The sequence below is a fragment of the Hydrogenophaga sp. 2FB genome, from assembly GCF_005503365.1.
Taxonomy (GTDB): Bacteria; Pseudomonadota; Gammaproteobacteria; order Burkholderiales; family Burkholderiaceae_C; genus Hydrogenophaga.
In genome coordinates this window covers 1-18,801 of sequence record NZ_SCML01000029.1, presented here as the reverse complement: position 1 = coordinate 18,801, position 18,801 = coordinate 1, and the positions used below count along the sequence as shown (strand labels likewise).

Genomic DNA, 18,801 nt, shown 5'->3' with positions numbered 1-18,801 from the left:
CAACGACGAGGCACAGCCATGGCAGACATCCACATCGAACGCGACCACACCCTGGGCCTGGCCTCCGCGCGCCAGCTGGCCTGGCGCTGGGCCGAGCAGGCCGAGAACGAGTTCGACATGAGTTGCACCTACGAAGAGGGCAATGACTGCGACGAAGTGCAGTTCACCCGCTCCGGCGTGAACGGCACGCTCAAGGTGTCGGCCGAGCGCTTCGAGCTGGACGCGCGCCTGGGCTTCCTGCTGGGCGCGTTCAAGGACCGCATCGAGGACGAGATCGTGAAGAACCTCGACACGCTGCTGGCCGGCAAGAAACCGGCCGCGGCCAAAAAGGCGGCCGCCAAAAAGAAGAAAGCCGGCTGAGCCGGCTTTCTGTGGTGGCCACTCGGTGGGCCTTGCTTATTGCAGCGATTCGATCAGGTCGACGTACTGCTGCATCGCGTCGTCACCCGACGTGCCCTTCAGGCCATTCCAGGCGTCCCACTTGGCGCGCCCCACCATGTCGCCAAAACCCGGCTTCTTCTCGGCGTTGTCGCCGGTGGTGGCTTGTTTGTACAACGCGTAGATCTTCAACAACGTGGCGTTGTCGGGGCGCTCGCTCAGGTTCTTGGAATTGGCCACTGCGGCTTCGAATCGGGACTTGAGGTCGGCCATGAATGCGTGCTCCTGGTTGAATGGGGAAGACCCCGCTTAGGGGTGTCCCGCTATCTTACGGTTTGGCCCCTCTGCACAATAGGGCCACAACCCCAAAGACCCGAGGAGCACCCATGGTTCAACGCGTCGCCGCCCGCACCGCCCCCGCCGCCGTGCGCCCCGCCAAAGGACGCTCACCGGGCGCGCTGCTCAACGGCGCTCGCGCCTCGGTGTCGCAGGCCCTGAACAGCACGCTGGGCATCGAAGGCGAGCGCATGAGCAAGGTCGACACGGCCTGGCTGCGCATGGACTCGCCGTCGAACCTGATGATGATCGTGGGCGTGTGGATCCTGCGCCCCGGCATCACCCCGGCCGCGCTGGCCGAACGTGTGCGCGATCGGCTGCTGCCCTACCGCCGCTTCGTGCAGACCGCGCGCGAGGACGCCGCCGGCGCGCATTGGGCGAACGACCCCGACTTCCAGCTCGACCGCCATGTGGTCACGCACAAGCTGGCCCGCCGCAAGGGCCAGAGCGAGCAGGACGCGCTGCAGGCCCGCGTGGGCGAACTCGCCATGCAACCGCTGGACCACGACCACCCGCTCTGGCGCTTCGAGCTGATCGAAAACTACGGCGGCGGCTCGGCGCTGATCGCGCGCATCCACCACTGCATCGCCGACGGCATCGCGCTGATCAGCGTCATGATGAGCCTGGTCGACGGTGGCGGCGCGCCGCCGCAGCGCAAGAGCCGCAAGCCCAGCGCGGGCGCGGAGGACTGGCTGGCCGACACCTTGATACGCCCCTTCGGCGACATCACCGCGCGCGCCCTCGAGGCGGCGGGCGGCGGCGCGGCCAAGTCGCTGTCGATGCTGGCCGCACCGCAGAAAAGCCTGGGCGCGACCCTGGGCCAGGCCGCGGACATCGCGCGCATGGGCGGCCAACTTGCCAGCGACCTGGCCTCGCTCGCGCTCATGCCCGACGATTCGCCCACGCGCCTGAAGGGCCAGCCCGGCCGCGCCAAGCGCGTGGCCTGGTGCGAGCCGATCCCGCTCGACGAAGTCAAGGCCATTGGCAAGGCGCTGAACTGCTCGGTGAACGATGTGTTGCTGGCATGCGTGGCCGGCGCGATCGGCGCGTACCTGCGCGGCCTGGGCGACGACACAAAGGGCCAGGAGATCCGTGCCATGGTCCCGATCAACCTGCGCCCGATGGAAGAGGCCTGGAAACTGGGCAACCGCTTTGGCCTGGTGCCGCTGGTGTTGCCGATCGGTGTGGACAATCCGATCGAACGCGTGTTCGCGGTGCGCGCGCGCATGAACGAACTCAAGGGCAGCCTGCAGCCGCTGCTCGCTTTCGGTTTGCTGTCGGTCGCGGGCCTGTTGATCAAACCCGCCCAGGACGCCTTGCTGAACCTGTTCAGCCGCAAGACCACGGCGGTGATGACCAACGTGCCTGGGCCGGGTGCGAAGCTCAAGGTGTGCGGCTCGACGCTGGAGCAAACCATGTTCTGGGTGCCGCAGACCGGCACCGTGGGCCTGGGCGTGTCGATCCTGAGCTACGGCGGTGGCGTGCAGTTCGGCGTGATCGCCGACACCACGCTGTGCCCGGACCCGCAGCAGATCATCGACCGGTTCGAACCGGAGTTCGCGAACCTGTTGACGGTGACCTTGATGCTGCCCTGGGGCGAAGGGAAATAGAACCCCACGCTGCGCCGCAGCACGGGTCGCCGCCCCCCACAGGGGCCGATCCGGCCGGATCGCTCAGGCAATCGCCAGACGGCGGTCGGCCACCTCCAGCAGCCCGTCAAAAATCAGGCTCTCCACCAGCTCCACGCCGGTGGACATGCTGGGCGCCATCTTCCAGCCCGCGCCCCCGGTCATGATGCACACCGGGTCCTCGCCGCAATGGCGGCGCAGGTTTTCCACCATGCGCTGCACCGCGCCGGCAATGGCAAAGGTGCCGCCGCTGGTGAGCGCGTCGCTGGTGTTGGTGGGAAAGTCGCGCACATCGCCGGTGGGCACGTGCAGGCCCGCCGTGCCCGATTCGAGCGCGCGCAGCATGATGCCGTGGCCGGGCAGGATGATGCCGCCCAGAAAGCGTCCGTCGGCATCGATCGCTTCCACCGTCACGGCCGTGCCCACCATCACCACCACGCAAGGGCGGGCGGGCCCGTTCGCCAGCAGCCGCTGACGCGCACCGATCATGGCGACCCAGCGGTCCGAACCCAGGCGGGCCGGGTGGTCGTACCCGTTGGTGAGGCCGGCTTCGGCGCTGCTCGAGACCACCCAGCGCGGCGTCACGTCCCACAGCTCGAGCTGCTCTTCGACGCGCCGTTTGACCGCATCGCCGGCCACGATGCAGCCCAGCACCCAGCGCGGCGACGGCAGCCGGGCCCAGTCGCCCTCTTCCAGGGTTTCGATGTTTTCGAGAAACTGGGCGCCGCTGGCCAGCAAGGTGGCGCCGACGCGCGGTGCGTCGTACAGCGCCCATTTCAGGCGGGTGTTCCCAACGTCCAGGGCCAACAAAGTCATGGGCGGCGTATGTGCAAGGGGTTGCAGAAAGGGATCAGATCAGGCCGATCCAGCAAGCGCGCTGCACGGCGGCGAGCTTGTTGTCGGTCTGCAGTTTGGCCATGGCATTGGCCAGGTGGTAGTTCACCGTGCGCTCCGAGCAGTCCATGCGCAGCGCGGTTTCGCGCGCGGTGAGGCCTTCGAACGCGAGGTTGAGGCTTTCGAGTTCGCGCGGGCTCAGGCTGACCCGCTGCTCCGCGATCGTGCGCCGCAGCATCGGCCACACATTGAACGCCGACCACGCCAGCACCGCCGCCTCGGAGCGGTCGACAAAGGCGCGCGGGCTGAACATGAAGCATTCGAATGCCCGGCCCGCCGGCAGGCTGAATGCCACGCGCACGAGCGTCTGGTACCCATGCGCCAGCCAGAGGCGGCGCCAGCGGCTCGACTGCTCGAAAGCGGATTTGGAAATGTCCTGCCAGGCCACGAGCGGCGCATCGCTGTCGCGCCAGCCGGCGCCGAAGTCGCGGCTTTCGGCAAGCGCCTCGGCGGGGCCCAGCAGCCGGGGCGGGTGTATCGCCAGCACCTCGCGCTGATCGCGCCCACCCAGCGGGCTTGGGCCCAATACCAGCACGGCTTCCACCCCCTGATCGCGCAACGCGCACACCCAATCGGCCAGAATGCCGTCCAGGCCCACACTGTCAAAGTTGACAGGCAAGGTCATGGTTTGCAACACCCTGTTGCATACACAATGGCCGCTGATCGATCTTGGCCCATCAAGGCGCCGGCTGGGGCATTCTTGCAGGAGTACATATTGCGGTTGGACCGGTTGTGGGTTCACAGCGCTAAAGCGCGGCTCAAAAGGTGGTTGCTCGACGAAGTCGTGCAAGCACCGTGGGAGCCGATTTTGCACCCATCTCCGACCCGGTTGACTTGGGCTGCGCTGTGCACCATCTTGGGCAACCTTCTGTTCTATTGGATTTGGAGCACGTTGTTGCCCCAAACCTACGAAAGCCTGCCGGTGCGCGTGACCATTGCCTGCCTGGGTTTTGCCTTTTTTGCACCTTCGATGCGGCGCGACACCGGCTCTCGCCAGAGTGCTCTGGTGTTTGCCGCCATCTGCTGGCTGACGCTGCCGGTGTTTTTCTTCTGGATGTACTGGATGAATGGCGGCAGTTCCGTCTGGCTGGCCAGCGTGAGCGCCATGCTGCTCATCTACTACCACCTCACCGACTGGCGCCTGGCCACGGCCGGCAGCGTGGCGGGCCTGGTGCTGGGTTGGCTGGCGTCCCACGGCGCCTTGGTGGACGCGCCGGTGACCCCCGCGATCCCGATGGAGAACGCGGTGGTGATCGGATTCGCCTGGAGCGTGGCCATTCTGCTGGGCGCCTCCAGCGCCAACCTGCGCCGCACCCGGCTGATCAACACGCTGAGCACCATGGGCGTGATGGCGCACGAGCTGCGCACGCCGCTGGCCACGGTCAACCTGATGGGCGATGTGCTGCGCAACATGGTGCAGCAGGACGTGCCCGAGTCCAAGCGCAAGAAGCTCGACGAGTTGGCCACCCGGCTGCAGAACCTGGTGCGCAGCATGACCCGCCAGATCGACACCCAGATATCCAATGCGCAACTCATGCGCCTGCCGCGCGAGCAGTCGACCATCATGGCGGCCGAACTGGTGCAGGAGGTGGTAAGCCAGTATCCCTACCGCTCATCCCGGGAGCGGGACTGCGTGCAGGTGCACATCCAGACCGATTTCGCCTTCACCGCCTCGCGCCCGCTGTTCGCGCAGGTGCTGACGAACCTGCTCAAGAACGCCTTGCACGCGCTGGCCGCGGCGAGCACCGCGCCCAGCCCGGGCGATCTGCGGGTGGAAGTGGGCATCCACCGCGGCAAGGGCCGCATTGCCGTCTCGGACGACGGCATCGGTATCACGCACGACCAGCAGCAGCGCATCTTCGAACCCTTTTTCTCGACCCAGGCCGGCGCCGGCAACGGCCTGGGCCTGACGTTCTGCAAGAACGTGGTGGAAACGGCCCAGGGCCGCCTCAGCGTTCACTCTCAGCCCGGCCTGGGCGCGGTTTTCATGATCGACCTGCCCCTCACCCTTCAAGCAACCGCCGCACCGGCGACCGCACCGGCCGCTCCTGGCTGACGACACCATGGCACTGACTATTCCCCTTTTCCACCGCCCTGGCGCCGTCCTGTTTCTGGACGACGACACCGACTACCTCGAAATGCTCGGCATGGTGATCCCCGCCCACCTGCAGGTCGAGCTGTATTCACGGCCCTCGGGCTTCGCCGCGCGCATGCAGAACGAGCCCGCCCGGTGGGAGGCGGACGCGACGGCGCAGCTGCAGATGATCGAACGCTGGCGCCAGGGCCAACCGCTGCTGCCCCAGGTGCTGCGCTACTGGGCCATCAACGCCTCGCGCTACGAACTGGCGCAGATCTGCGTGGTGGACTACGCCATGCCCGGCACCGACGGGCTCAAGGTGCTCAACACCTTGCTCGACTGGCCAGGCTCACGCGTGCTGCTCACCGGGCAGGCCGACGAGCAGATCGCCATCCAGGCGTTCAACAACGGCCTGATCGACCAGTTCGTGCCCAAGCAGACCACCGACATCACGCGCCACCTGCTCGGCGTGCTGCGCAAACTGGCGCAAACGCCGCATCCGCGCCTGAACACCCTGTGGCGCGCCGCGCTGCGACCGGCCCAGCAATCCATGCTGCAGATTCCCTCGGTGGCGAAAAGCCTGCGCAGCTACACCGAACAACACTGGGTGGAGTACGTGGTGCTGGGCGAACCTTTTGGCCTGATCGGGCTGGACGCCATGGGCCAGTGCCACTGGCTGCAGCTGGAATCCACCGCCAGCCTGCCCGACCTGGCCGAGCTCGCCGGCTCGGCCGGGCTGGGCTTCGATTCGGTGCGCGCGGTGCGCGCCGGCCAACGGCTGGCGGCCGTGGAGCTGCACCAGCAGATGGGCCTGCGCGGGCCGGTGCGCACCGCACCCGCCTTTGCCGTGGGCGACGATGGCGTGCTCTGCGGCGCGGTGTTCACCCTCGCGCCGACCGACCTGCCCCAGCCCATCTATGCCTACCGGCATTTTCTGGAGGCCCAGGGCGGGCGCGCCGTTCACGACAGCTGAGCGGCGACGGCATCTGCCTGCGACCGCGACCGGGCGCGCCGGGCAATCGGCCAGTCCCAGGGCTTGACCAGCGGCGCGATCTCCCGCGCCGTCTCCGTCACGTGGTCCAGTTCCGCATCCGTCAGCGCCGCGTGCAGCGTCAGGCGAACCATGGTGCGGTTGCGCGTGGTCGCGGGGGCGCAGAAGACCGCGCCGAACACGTTGCGCTCTTCCAGACGGTCCCTCAGGATCAGCGTGTCCGGCTCCGTGCCGGCCTCCAGCGCGATGATCTGCTCGGTGCCCTGGTGCACCGGGTAACCCAGGTCGGTGAAGACGTCCCGCATCTTGCGGGTGTGCTGGTGCAGGCGCTGCCGCTCGGCATCGCAGCCCTTGATCACATCCAGCGTGGCATTGAGCGCGGCCACTTCGTGAGGCAAAAGGCAGGAACTGAACATGTTGTGGTAGCTGGTGCTCAGGATGTAGTTGCGCAAACCCGCGGGGATATTGAAGTACCCGGCCCGCCCGGCAAAGGCCTTGGCCAGGCTCGCGGTGATGAAGTGCACCCGGTGGCTCAGCCCCAGTTCCATGCACAGGCCCGCGCCCTGCGGCCCGTGCGTTCCCAGCGAGTGGGATTCGTCCACCAGAATCATGCAGCCGCCCGCTTCGGCCACGTCGACCACATCGACCAGTGGCGACAGCGCGCCCGTGGTGCTGTACACCGAGTCCACCACCACCAGGCCGGGGCCGTGTTTCTCGATCATGCGTTTGAGGTGCTCGACATCGTTGTGACGGAACGCGTGACTGGGCGCGCCAGCCCGTCGGGCACCTTCCCACAACGAGGTGTGGGCCAGCATGTCGATGTAGACCGGCGTTTGCGGGTCCGCGATGCACTGCAGCAGACCCATGTTGGCGGCATATCCCGACTGACACAACACGCCGTCGTCCTTGCCGATCCAGTGGGCCAGCTTTTTCTCGAAGGCCCTCACCGGGTGGGTTTCCAGCAGGAACGAACCCGACTGGATGACGAACTCCGCGTCCTCACGGATGGCGGCCGTCTGGGCCTCGATGATGGCGGGATGCCCGGTGATGCTGAGGTAGTCGTTGCCGTTGAGCCGCACCGCATCGGCGCCGGGATCGCGCCCGTGCACCAGCGACCGCCCGCCCCACAGGTCGTTCCACCGCTGGATGAAGTCGCGTTCGATGCGGGTGCACAGGTGCGCCGACAAGGCCGGGTTGACGGGGGTGCTTGCGCGCGTGAGTTCGAGGATTTCCATGGAGTTCTCTTTCAGGTTAGAAAACCCCATTGAAAAAAGAAATCCGTGAAAAATCACACAAACCCTGTCAGATTTGACAGGGTTAGTGAGGCGTTTTTCTCAAATTTGGGCCATGCAAGCCGATGGACGGTGCCGCATGGCCACGCCGGCGTGCGGCTCTTCAGTTCTGCCGCCAGGGCAGTCCGCGGTAACGCCACCCGCCTTTGTGCCCGCGGTGGGCGTCGGCGTCAGGGTCGCCCTCGAAGCCCTCGAGAATGTTGTAGGCCTCGATGCCCAGTTCGGTCGCGCGCTTGGCCGCGGCGATCGAGCGCACGCCGCTGCGGCACATCATCACCAGTTTTTTCCCGCTCGCGGCATCCCGCACCTGCTGGTCGAACGTGGGGTTGATGGCCATGCCGGGCCATTGCTTCCAGGCCACCGGCACCGCACCGGGGACGAAGCCGACCCACTCGCGCTCGGCGTCGGTGCGCACGTCGACGATCACCGCCTCCCCGGCCTGCACCCAGCGCCAGGCCAACTCGGGCGACACATCGCCGGCGTAGCTGCCTTGGTGGGCGCCAGCCGGCGGCAAGGGTCGCTGCTGCAAAGCGCCGTCCAGGTCGTGCCGCAGGCCCGAGCTCAGGTTGGCGGGCACTGCTTCGTCGATGCGCCGGGGGCGTGGCAGGTGCAGCGACGCCATCAGCGCCACGAACTCGGCCTCGCTCTTGCCCACCACACGCGTGTTGGTCGCCTTCTCGTGGCCAATGGTCGAGTTGCTGCGGCCCTGGTAATCGTGGCCCGGCCACACGGTGGTGTCGTCCGGCAGGGCGAACAGCACCCGGGTGATGCTGCGGTACAGCGCTTCAGCGCTGCCCGACTGGAAGTCGGTGCGGCCGCAGCCGTTGATGAGCAGCGTGTCGCCGGTGAACACGTGGTCTCGCCAGACGAAGCTCATGCTGCCGGCGGTGTGGCCCGGGGTGTGCAGGGCCTTGAGCACCTCGTCGCCGAACTTCAGCGTGTCGCCATCCTGCAGCTGAACACCCGCCGTGCCGATGCCACAGCCCACCGGCGCCGCGGTCTTGGCGCCGGCCAGCTCGGCCAGGCGACCGGCGCTGGTGATGTGGTCGGCGTGGGCATGGGTTTCGATCGTCCAGACCAGCTTGAGGCCGTATTCCCGCAAGGTCGCGAGATCGCGGTCGATCTGCTCGTCCACCGGGTCGATGATCAGCGCGTCGCGGCTGAGCTGGTCGAACAGCACATAGGTGTAGGTGCTGGATGAAGGGTCAAAAAGCTGAATCGGTTTCATCGTGGTCACTCAAAAATTCAATGCGTTATAGAGATTTTTTCACGCCCGAAAGGGGTGCTGGTTTGAAGAAAGTACGCCGTATTTACGTCTTGCGTATTCACTGGTCGGTGAAAACCCTGCGAATAAGAGCAGCACCTTGGATGCATTATCAAAAGCTCATCAACCCGACTGGAGACAACAGATGACTGACAAGAAGACCGTCACTTCGCGCCGAGGCATGCTCAAAGGCGCGGCCGTTGCGGCTGGCACGATGTCCGTGCCGATGGTGGCGATGGCGCAGACCACGACCTTGCGCTTCCAGAGCACTTGGCCGTCCAAGGACATCTTCCACGAATACGCCCAGGACTTCGCCAAGAAGGTCAACGACATGGCGGGCGGTCGTCTGAAGATCGAGGTGCTGCCAGCGGGCTCCGTGGTACCGGCGTTCCAGTTGCTCGACGCGGTGGCCAAAGGCACGCTGGATGGCGGTCATGGTGTGGTCGCGTATTGGTACGGCAAGAACTCCGCGCTGGCGCTCTGGGGCTCCGGCCCGGGCTATGGCATGGACGCCAACATGGTGCTGGCCTGGCACAAGTACGGCGGTGGCAAGGCCCTGATGGAGGAGATCTACAAGGGCCTCAACCTGGACGTGGTGTCGTATCTGAATGGCCCGATGCCCACGCAGCCACTGGGCTGGTTCAAGAAGCCGGTGTCCAAGGTCACCGACATGAAAGGCCTGAAGTTCCGCACCGTGGGTCTGGCGGTGGACGTGTTCACCGACATGGGCCTGGCGGTGAACCCGCTGCCTGGTGGCGAGATCGTGCCGGCACTGGACCGTGGTCTGATCGACGCGGCCGAGTTCAACAACGCCTCCAGCGACCGCGTGCTCGGCTTCCCCGACGTGGCCAAGAACTGCATGCTGCAAAGCTTCCACCAGTGCAACGAGCAATTCGAAATCCTGTTCAACAAGACCAAGCTCAACGCCTTGCCGGCCGAGTTGCGCGCCGTCATTGAGTACGCCGCGGAAGCCTCCAGCGCCGACATGAGCTGGAAGGCAATCGACCGCAACTCGAAGGACTACATCGAGCTCAAGAAGGCGGGCATCAAGTTCTACAAGACGCCCGATGCGATCCTGCGCCAGCAACTCGCATCTTGGGACAAGACGGTGGCCAAGAAGTCCACCGAGAACCCGATGTTCAAGAAGGTGCTCGACTCGCAAAAGGCGTTTGCCGAGCGCGCGGGTCAGTGGAACAACGACTACAGCGTCGATTTCAAGATGGCCTACAACCACTACTTCGCCAAGAAGCGCTGATCCACGCCGACACCGGAGGAAGGGGCATGGCGCCGGCGCGATGCCCCTCTTTTTTTGCCCGTTTTCCTGCGCCGGCTGAGGAATCTTGATGCAATCCATCCTGTGGTCGATTGACCGCTTGTCGACCTTCATCGGCAAAGTCTTCGCGTGGTGCGCCTTGCTGCTGACGCTGCTGATCAGTTGGGAAGTTTTTTCGCGCTACGTCCTGAACCAGCCGCACGCCTGGGTGCTGGACGCCCAGATCATGTTGTACGGCGCGATGTTCATGACCGCCGGCGCCTACACGCTGTCCAAGAACGGGCACGTCCGCGGCGACGTGCTCTATGGTTTCTTCCAACCCCGCACCCAGGCCACGGTGGATCTGGTGCTTTACATCGTGTTCTTCCTGCCCGGCATCATCGCGCTGACCTGGGCGGGCTGGATCTATGCGGGCGAGTCGCTCGCCATCCGCGAACAGACCTTCTCGGCCGACCCGCTGCCGCTCTACCCCTTCAAGTACGTGATCCCGCTGGCGGGCATCACCTTGCTGCTGCAGGGCATCGTGGAAATCGTGCGCTGCGTGCAGTGCATTCAAACGGGCGTCTGGCCCGCACGCGAAGACGACGTGCAGGAAGTGGACGTCGAAAAACTCAAGGAGATGGTCAACGTGAAAGACGCGGACATTGCCGCACTCGATGCCGTGGTGGTTGCCAAGGAGACCACCAAATGAAGATTCGCAAGGAACTCTGGTTCGGCCTCAGCTTCATGGTCATCGTCGTGGTGCTGGCGGGCGTCGTGCTGCTGCGCGCCGAGACCATCACGCAGGGCCACCTCGGCCTGTTGATGCTGTCTCTGGTGGTGGTCGCGATCATGCTCGGCTTTCCCACTGCGTTCACGCTCATGGGCATGGGCATGGTGTTCACCTGGATGGCCTATGACCGGGATGTCACGCGCACCCTCGACCTGATGGTGCAGTCGGCCTACAAGACCATGGCCAACGACGTGCTCATCGCGGTGCCGCTGTTCGTGTTCATGGGCTACCTGGTCGAGCGCGCCAACCTGATCGAATCGCTCTTCAAGAGCATGCACCTGGCTCTGGCCAGGCTGCCCGGCGCGCTGGCCGTGGCCACGCTTGTGACCTGCACCATCTTTGCCACCGCCACCGGCATCGTCGGCGCGGTGGTGACGCTCATGGGCCTGCTCGCGCTGCCCGCGATGCTTCGCGCTGGCTACAGCGTGCCGCTGGCGGCAGGCGCGATCACGGCCGGGGGTTGTCTGGGCATCCTGATCCCGCCCTCGGTGCTGCTGATCGTGTACGGCGCCACCGCCGGCGTGTCGGTGGTTCAGCTGTACGCCGGCGCCTTCTTCCCTGGTGTGATGCTCGCATCGCTGTACGTGGTGTACGTGATCATCGTGGCCAAACTCAAACCGCAGTGGGCCCCGCCGTTGACGGCCGAGGAACGCAAGGTCGATCTCCCGCCACTGACGCAACGCCTGACGACCGACCCGACCGCGCACGCCCTGCTGCGCCTGCTCAAGGGCCAGCGCAACAGCGGCGTGCCGATGTCGCACCTGCTCAAGCAAATCGGTGTGGCGGCATTGCCCGCGCTGATCTTCGCGGCCGTCATGATCCCGAGCTACGAAGCCGTCACGACGGTGCAGGCCGAGGCGGTGTACGAGATCGAAGAAATCGGCGCCAGCCGCTCCAGCGCTTCCGACAGCGGCGGTCTGGCCGAACCGCCAGCCGAAGAGTCGGGCGGGTTGGCCGAGCCACCCTCTGAATCGGGTGGACTGGCAGAGCCTCCGGCCGATCCCGACATCCCTGCGGAATCGGGCACCCTGCAAGCGCCACCCGACGCTTCGGGCGACGCCGACAAGACGGCCACCGAGCCACCTGCCCTGGACGCGGCGAATGCCGACAGCGCCGCGACCGAAACCGCCACGGTGCAGCCCGCACCCACCTGGTGGTGGGTCTTCTTCGCGGTTTTGGGCTCACTCGTCACGCTCTTCTACCTGTTCCTCAGCTTCGCGCGGCTCGAGATCTTCAAGATGCTGCTGGCGTCGTTCTTCCCGCTCATGCTGCTGATCCTGAGCGTGCTGGGCTCGATCGTGCTCGGGCTGGCGACGCCGACCGAAGCCGCCGCCATGGGCGCGCTCGGGGGCATGCTGCTGGCCGCGGCCTACCGTCGGCTCAACATGTCCGTGCTCAAGGAATCGGTCTACCTGACCGCCAAGACCTCGGCCATGGTGTGCTGGCTGTTTGTCGGCTCGGCGATCTTCTCCGCCGCCTTCGCCTTGCTGGGTGGACAGGCGCTGGTGGAACAATGGGTGCTGAGCATGAACCTCACCCGGATCGAGTTCCTGGTGATGGCGCAAGTCATCATCTTCCTGCTGGGCTGGCCGCTGGAATGGACCGAGATCATCGTGATCTTCATGCCGATCTTCATTCCGTTGCTGGCGCACTTCGACGTAGACCCGCTGTTCTTCGGGTTGCTGGTCGCGCTGAACCTGCAGACCGCGTTCCTCAGCCCGCCGGTGGCCATGGCCGCGTTCTACCTGAAGGGCGTGAGCCCACCCCACGTCACGCTGAACCAGATCTTCCTGGGCATGCTGCCGTTCATGGGCATCCAGATCCTGGCGATCGTGCTGCTGTACATGTTCCCGGCGATCGGCCTGTGGCTGCCACAGCTGCTCTACAAGTAATGCGGCACCGGCCGTTCAACCCCCGAGGGCGCTTTGGCGCCCTTTTTTTTGGCAAATAGGGTTACTATTACGTTTACGTAAACGTCAACCAGATGGATGCGCGAAAAATCGCGCCACCAGCCCCTCCCGGAGACTGCATGCCCCGCAAGACCGCCACCCCCTTGCCCTTCCCGCTCGCGGCCGTGCGCGCGGGCAAGCGCGGCCCGTGGTGCGACTGGCAGATCGATCCATCGGAAGGCGATCCGTCCGGCAAGAAGATCTTTCTCAAGAAATTCAAGCCCGATGCCAAGCCCTACTCCTGCGGCGACAAGGCAACGGACCAGGCCGCCGTGCAAGCCATCGCCGAGGAGCTCGACGGCTTGCAGGACCTGCTGTACGCCGATGGCCGCTTCAAGATGCTGGTGGTGCTGCAAGGCACCGACACCGCTGGCAAGGACGGCACCGTGCGCGGCGTGTTCGCGCGCACCAGCCCGCTGGGCGTGCACACCGTCGGCTGGAAAGCCCCCACCGAAGCCGAGCGCGCGCACGACCCGCTCTGGCGCATCCACCAACAGGTGCCGGGCGTGGGCGAGATCATGGTCTTCAACCGAAGCCACTACGAAGACGTGCTCGTGCCCGTGGCCAACCAGTGGATCACGCCTGCGCAGACGGCACGGCGCTACGCGCACATCAATGACTTCGAACGCCTGCTGGCCGAGACCGGCACCGTCGTGCTGAAGTTCATGCTGCACATCAGCGCCGATGAACAGCGCCAACGCTTGCAGGAGCGTGTGGACGATCCCACCAAACACTGGAAATTCAGCCTCGGTGACATCGAGGTGCGCAAGCAGTGGGCAGAGTACCAGCGTGCCTATGAATCGCTGCTGAGCGCCACCAGCACGCCCTGGGCGCCCTGGAACGTGGTGCCCGCCAACTCCAAGACCCACCGCAACCTGATGATCGCGACCATCGTGCGCGACACCCTCAAGGCACTGGACCTGCGCTACCCACCGGCCAAGCCCGAACTGGCCGGCCTTCGCATCGAATAACCCCCCCCCGCACCCGCCCCCTGTAGAGAGAGACCCCATGAGCAACCTGTCCGCCGAATACCAGGCCCTGGCCAACTACCGTCCCACGCACAAGGTGCGTTTCGTCACCGCCGCCAGCCTGTTCGACGGGCACGACGCGGCGATCAACATCATGCGGCGCATCCTGCAGGGCATGGGCGCCGAAGTCATCCACCTGGGCCACAACCGCTCGGTCGACGAGGTTGTCACGGCCGCGCTGCAGGAAGACGCGCAGGGCATCGCCATCAGCTCGTACCAGGGTGGCCACGTCGAGTACTTCAAGTACATGGTGGACCTGCTCAAGAGCCGTGGGGGTGAGCACATTCAGGTGTTTGGCGGCGGCGGCGGCGTGATCGTGCCGGCCGAAATCCGTGAACTGCAGGACTACGGCGTGGCGCGCATCTACAGCCCTGAAGACGGCCAGCGAATGGGCCTGGCCGGGATGATCGGTGAAATGGTGATGCGTTGCGACCGCGACCTCAGCCCTTACGCGCCGAAGGCGCTGGCGGCCATCGAAGGCCAGGGCGAGATGAACTGGCGTGCACTGGCGCAACTCATCACCGGACTGGAAAACGGCAGCGCTGATGAGGCCATCGTCGCCGCCTTGCGGGAGCAGGCGAAGACGAAGACCGTGCCCGTCCTCGGCATCACCGGCACCGGCGGCGCGGGAAAGTCCTCGCTCACCGACGAACTCATCCGCCGCCTGCGGCTGGACCAGGACGACCGCCTGCGCGTGGCCGTGATCTCCATCGACCCCTCGCGCCGCAAGAGCGGCGGTGCGCTGCTGGGCGACCGCATCCGCATGAACGCCATCAACCCGTGGAGCCAGGGTCAGCGCGTGTACATGCGCTCGCTGGCCACGCGCGACTTCGGCAGCGAAATCAGCGCCGCCTTGCCCGACGTGATCGCAGCCTGCAAGTGCGCCGGCTTCGACTTGATCGTGGTCGAAACCTCGGGCATCGGCCAGGGCGACGCGGCCATCGTGCCGCACGTCGATGTACCCATGTACGTGATGACGCCCGAGTTCGGCGCGGCCAGCCAGCTCGAGAAGATCGACATGCTGGACTTCGCCGCCTTCGTGGCCATCAACAAGTTCGACCGCAAGGGCGCACTCGATGCCTTGCGCGATGTGTCCAAGCAGGTGCAGCGCAACCAGGAAGCCTGGAGCACGCCACCCGACCAGATGCCGGTGTTCGGCACCATGGCCGCGCGCTTCAACGACGACGGCGTGACCGCGCTGTACCAGGCCCTCAAGTCCAGGCTGAGCGAACTCGGCCTGCCCCTGCAGGAAGGCCGCCTGCCCGCCGTAAAGGTGCGCCACAGCACCAACCAGACACCCGTCGTGCCGCCCGCGCGCACGCGCTACCTGGCCGAGATCAGCGACGCCGTGCGTGGCTACAAGAAGAAAGCGATCGAGCAGTCGCGCCTGGCGCGCACGCTGCAGCAGCTCAACGCCACGGCGGAGATGCTGCGCGCCGACAAGCCCGACCGTGCCCGTGCGGCCGAAGCGGTGGACGACCTCGTGCAGGTGCGCGTGCTCGACCAGGACCCGGCCGCGCGCAAGCTGCTCACGCAGTGGCCCGACATGCAGAAGGCCTACGCGGGCGACGAGTATGTGGTGAAGATCCGCGACAAGGAAATCCGCACGGCGCTCACCACCAAGAGCCTCTCGGGCACCGTCATCCGCAAGGTCGCGCTGCCGAAGTACGAAGACCACGGCGAAATCCTGAAGTGGCTGATGCTCGACAACGTGCCCGGCAGCTTCCCGTACACCGCCGGCACCTTCGCCTTCAAGCGCGAGGGCGAGGACCCCACCCGCATGTTCGCCGGTGAAGGCGATGCCTTCCGCACCAACCGCCGCTTCAAGCTGCTCTCCGAAGGCATGGCCGCCAAGCGCCTGTCCACCGCGTTCGACTCGGTGACGCTCTACGGCAACGACCCCGATCCACGCCCCGACATCTACGGCAAGGTGGGCAACTCGGGCGTGAGCATCGCCACGCTGGACGACATGAAGGTGCTCTACGGCGGCTTCGATCTCTGCCACCCGGCCACCTCGGTGTCGATGACCATCAACGGCCCGGCGCCGAGCATCCTCGCGATGTTCATGAACACCGCGATCGACCAGAACCTGGAGAAGTTCAAGACCGAGAATGGCCGCGAACCTACCGACACCGAGGCCGCCAAGATCCGCGAATGGGTGCTGGCCAATGTGCGCGGCACGGTGCAGGCCGACATCCTCAAGGAAGACCAGGGCCAGAACACCTGCATCTTCTCCACCGAGTTTTCGTTGAAGGTGATGGGCGACATCGCCGAGTACTTCGTGCACCACGACGTGCGCAACTTCTACTCGGTGTCGATCAGCGGGTACCACATTGCCGAAGCTGGCGCGAACCCGATCAGCCAGCTCGCCTTCACGCTCTCCAACGGCTTCACCTTCGTGGAAGCGTACCTGGCGCGGGGCATGCACATCGATGACTTCGCGCCCAACCTGAGCTTCTTCTTCAGCAACGGCATGGACCCGGAGTACACCGTGCTCGGCCGCGTGGCGCGCCGCATCTGGTCGGTGGCCATGCGCGACCGCTACGGCGCGAACGAGCGCAGTCAGAAACTGAAGTACCACGTGCAGACCAGTGGCCGTTCGTTGCACGCGCAGGAAATCCAGTTCAACGACATCCGCACGACGCTGCAGGCGCTGATCGCGATCTACGACAACTGCAACAGCCTGCACACCAACGCGTTCGACGAGGCCATCACCACGCCGACCGAAGACAGCGTGCGCCGCGCCATGGCGATCCAGCTCATCATCAACCGCGAGTGGGGCCTGGCCAAGAACGAGAACCCCAACCAGGGCGCCTTCATCATCGACGAGCTCACCGAGCTGGTCGAAGAAGCCGTGCTGCAGGAGTTCGAGAAGATCGCCGAGCGTGGCGGCGTGCTGGGCGCGATGGAAACCGGCTACCAGCGCGGCAAGATCCAGGACGAGTCCATGCACTACGAGATGCTCAAGCACACGGGCGAGTACCCGATCGTGGGCGTGAACACCTTCCGAAACCCGCACGGCGACACAACGCCCGAGACGCTGGAGCTCGCGCGCTCGACCGACGACGAGAAGCAGAACCAGTTGCAGCGCCTGGCGGACTTCCACACCCTGCACGCCAGCGAGTCACCGGCCATGCTGCAACGCCTGCGTCAGGCGGTGATCGAAAACGGCAACGTGTTCGAGGTGCTGATGGACGCGGTGCGTGTGTGCTCGCTCGGTCAGATCACCAGCGCCCTGTTTGAAGTGGGTGGGCAGTACCGGCGCAATATGTGAAGCAGCCCGGGCCCAAGCCCGGGCCTGCTGTCAAGGCGCGGCCTGCAGCGCGCCGACTTTGCGGCTGCCTGTGATCGCGCGCGACGCGTAAGGCGCGGGCGCATCCCGCGTGTAGCTCGCGTCCGGCACCACCGACAGGTTGATCAAGGACTGCAGCGCCGCGTTGGGCCAGAAGTTCGGGTTGCCGATGTTGGTCGCACCCGGGATGTTGCTGGCCACCGACGTGACGTTGTTCAACTGCACCGCATTGCCGCTGGCGTAGCCACTGGCAAACAGATTCTGGTTGCCGGTGCCCGCAAACAGGTTGGCCGTGAGCCTGACCGAAGACGTACCACCAGCAACAGACAGGAAGGCCCCGCCCGAACGCGTGAAGGCCACGGTGTTGTGCACCAGCTCCAGCGTGGTCGACGGGTTCGACAGGCCCTCCAGGCCATAGGCGATCGCGTTCACGTTGTCCGCGTTGGGCCCTTTGTGAAACAGATTGCCCTTCAGGACCACGCGGCCGCCGTTGGGAAAATCGGCCAGGTAGCTCGACGTACCCGTGGGACCGTCCATGAAGTAGCTGTTCTGGATGATGGATTCGCGCGCGCGGCTCTTGAGGTTGTGCCCGATCCTGGCTTCGTGGAAGTAGCTCGAGTTCACCGTCAAGCGCTCGATCTGGTTGACATAGATGTTGTGCGTGTAGCCATCACCGCGGCCGTTGCGGGCGAACTCCGAACTCTCGATGGTGATGCTGCCGTTGCCGGCCGATGCCAGCAAGCCGTTCTCGTTGTCGTAGAAGCCGCTGTTGAGGATGCGCAGTTCGCCGCCGTGTTCGGCGCGGATGCCTGCGCCATTCTGGTCTGGCACGGCGGCGTTTCGGAACTCGATGTTGTCGATGGTGATGTTCGATCCCGACACCACCCACAAGCCCTTGCCCTGGGCGTTGCTGCCGTCCGCGTACAGGCGCGCACGCCCACCCACGCCGCAGATGGTGAGGTTGCTGTCGTTCCAGGTGGCCGCGTCGCCACGGTAGTCGCCGGCCGCGATCTTGATCACGTCGCCCGACTGCGCCACGGCGGCCGCCGCGCTGGGCACGGCGTAGGTCTTGCCGGGGCCGACCTCCAGCACACGGCCCGCGGCGGCGTTGCACGCGGCGCCGCCGGACAACGGCGGCGAAGGGGACTGCGTGACGCTGTCATTGGACGAGCCGCCACCGGTACTGCCGCCGTCGCCACCACCCCCGCCTCCGCAGGCACTCAGGGTGGCGATCATCAACAGGGTCAAAAGGGGAAGGGTTGGACGGGAGGTGTCAACGCGCGGGATCGGGGTGTGGTGGGATGTGTTCAAAATTCGTCTGGAAAAAATGGGGCGCACAGCGAAGGCTACCGAAGAGCCTGCGGAAGAATGGGGGGCAGTGTGATCGATGTCGGCCACGGCCCGGTCGCAGAACGTGAGTTTTCGTAACCGGATTCGGCCTCGGCCCCGGAGAGCGGGCCTCCCGGTCTGTAACAACTCATACGCTTTGAATGCGCCGCAGACCGGGTTGCGCCAAAAAAAGGTTCATCGAGGAATACCGGGGAAGGCGGCCCGGATCTTGAGGAAGAAGTACTCCTCATCGCGGTAGCCATAGGCTCGGCGCTTGATGACCTTGATGGTGTTGTTG

Annotated in this window: 16 protein-coding genes and 1 pseudogene; 9 read left to right on the top strand and 8 right to left on the bottom strand. The window is 65.5% G+C overall.

What is annotated here, in order from left to right:
* Positions 1 to 18: 18 nt before the first annotated feature.
* Positions 19 to 360: a polyhydroxyalkanoic acid system family protein gene (locus tag FFS09_RS17460; RefSeq protein ID WP_137920174.1), complete on the top strand. Its 342-nt coding sequence runs from the start codon at positions 19 to 21 to the stop codon at positions 358 to 360.
* A gap of 36 nt (positions 361 to 396) precedes the next feature.
* Here FFS09_RS17460 and FFS09_RS17455 read toward each other — a convergent pair whose 3' ends face one another.
* The gene (locus FFS09_RS17455; protein WP_137920173.1) at positions 397 to 651 is read right to left on the bottom strand and encodes an acyl-CoA-binding protein; all 255 of its coding nucleotides are present in this window, start codon (positions 649 to 651) and stop codon (positions 397 to 399) included.
* A 254-nt stretch (positions 652 to 905) separates the two neighbouring features.
* Between FFS09_RS17455 and FFS09_RS17450 the strand changes: the two genes are divergently transcribed.
* The gene (locus FFS09_RS17450; protein WP_137920228.1) at positions 906 to 2,324 is read left to right on the top strand and encodes a wax ester/triacylglycerol synthase family O-acyltransferase; all 1,419 of its coding nucleotides are present in this window, start codon (positions 906 to 908) and stop codon (positions 2,322 to 2,324) included.
* Between the two features lie 63 nt (positions 2,325 to 2,387).
* Here FFS09_RS17450 and FFS09_RS17445 read toward each other — a convergent pair whose 3' ends face one another.
* Positions 2,388 to 3,158 (bottom strand): type III pantothenate kinase, encoded by a 771-nt coding sequence (locus FFS09_RS17445; protein ID WP_137920172.1) that lies wholly within the window; start codon positions 3,156 to 3,158, stop codon positions 2,388 to 2,390.
* 34 nt (positions 3,159 to 3,192) lie between these two features.
* Positions 3,193 to 3,861 (bottom strand): helix-turn-helix transcriptional regulator, encoded by a 669-nt coding sequence (locus tag FFS09_RS17440; protein ID WP_137920171.1) that lies wholly within the window; start codon positions 3,859 to 3,861, stop codon positions 3,193 to 3,195.
* Positions 3,862 to 4,131: 270 nt separating this feature from the next.
* Between FFS09_RS17440 and FFS09_RS17435 the strand changes: the two genes are divergently transcribed.
* Together FFS09_RS17435 and FFS09_RS17430 are read left to right on the top strand one after the other, a co-directional pair.
* Complete coding sequence (locus FFS09_RS17435; protein ID WP_252374411.1) at positions 4,132 to 5,292, top strand: sensor histidine kinase; 1,161 nt, start codon at positions 4,132 to 4,134, stop codon at positions 5,290 to 5,292.
* Between the two features lie 7 nt (positions 5,293 to 5,299).
* Positions 5,300 to 6,286, top strand: a complete 987-nt coding sequence (locus FFS09_RS17430; protein WP_137920169.1) for a response regulator — start codon at positions 5,300 to 5,302, stop codon at positions 6,284 to 6,286.
* Here FFS09_RS17430 and cqsA read toward each other — a convergent pair.
* From cqsA to FFS09_RS31170, 3 genes and pseudogenes are all read right to left on the bottom strand, one after another.
* Positions 6,274 to 7,539 (bottom strand): alpha-hydroxyketone-type quorum-sensing autoinducer synthase, encoded by a 1,266-nt coding sequence (gene cqsA / locus FFS09_RS17425; protein ID WP_137920168.1) that lies wholly within the window; start codon positions 7,537 to 7,539, stop codon positions 6,274 to 6,276. The two genes, FFS09_RS17430 and cqsA, sit on opposite strands and share 13 nt — an antisense overlap.
* Positions 7,540 to 7,699: 160 nt before the next feature.
* Positions 7,700 to 8,110, bottom strand: a complete 411-nt coding sequence (locus FFS09_RS31175) for a rhodanese-like domain-containing protein (protein ID WP_252374413.1) — start codon at positions 8,108 to 8,110, stop codon at positions 7,700 to 7,702.
* Between the two features lie 213 nt (positions 8,111 to 8,323).
* Positions 8,324 to 8,824 (bottom strand): annotated as a pseudogene (locus FFS09_RS31170) (MBL fold metallo-hydrolase); the annotation flags it as partial.
* A gap of 181 nt (positions 8,825 to 9,005) precedes the next feature.
* On the opposite strand from FFS09_RS31170, the gene FFS09_RS17415 reads away from it, so the two are divergent.
* The 5 genes from FFS09_RS17415 to icmF all read left to right on the top strand — a co-directional run bounded on the left by FFS09_RS17415 (position 9,006) and on the right by icmF (position 17,156).
* Entirely contained in the window at positions 9,006 to 10,115 is a 1,110-nt protein-coding gene (locus FFS09_RS17415) for a TRAP transporter substrate-binding protein (RefSeq protein WP_137920166.1), read from the top strand.
* An 88-nt stretch (positions 10,116 to 10,203) separates the two neighbouring features.
* Entirely contained in the window at positions 10,204 to 10,824 is a 621-nt protein-coding gene (locus FFS09_RS17410) for a TRAP transporter small permease subunit (protein ID WP_137920165.1), read from the top strand.
* Complete coding sequence (locus tag FFS09_RS17405) at positions 10,821 to 12,797, top strand: TRAP transporter large permease subunit (RefSeq protein ID WP_137920164.1); 1,977 nt, start codon at positions 10,821 to 10,823, stop codon at positions 12,795 to 12,797. The genes FFS09_RS17410 and FFS09_RS17405 overlap by 4 nt, the downstream gene beginning before the upstream one ends.
* A 137-nt stretch (positions 12,798 to 12,934) precedes the next feature.
* Positions 12,935 to 13,825, top strand: a complete 891-nt coding sequence (locus tag FFS09_RS17400) for a PPK2 family polyphosphate kinase (RefSeq protein WP_137920163.1) — start codon at positions 12,935 to 12,937, stop codon at positions 13,823 to 13,825.
* A gap of 37 nt (positions 13,826 to 13,862) precedes the next feature.
* On the top strand, positions 13,863 to 17,156 hold the full coding sequence (gene icmF / locus FFS09_RS17395; protein ID WP_137920162.1) for a fused isobutyryl-CoA mutase/GTPase IcmF: 3,294 nt from the start codon (positions 13,863 to 13,865) through the stop codon (positions 17,154 to 17,156).
* A gap of 30 nt (positions 17,157 to 17,186) precedes the next feature.
* Here icmF and FFS09_RS17390 read toward each other — a convergent pair whose 3' ends face one another.
* Entirely contained in the window at positions 17,187 to 18,410 is a 1,224-nt protein-coding gene (locus tag FFS09_RS17390; RefSeq protein ID WP_137920161.1) for a right-handed parallel beta-helix repeat-containing protein, read from the bottom strand.
* Positions 18,411 to 18,698: 288 nt separating this feature from the next.
* Positions 18,699 to 18,801, bottom strand: a 103-nt coding sequence (locus FFS09_RS17385) for a transposase (RefSeq protein ID WP_137920160.1), incomplete at its 5' end; no start/stop codon positions are given.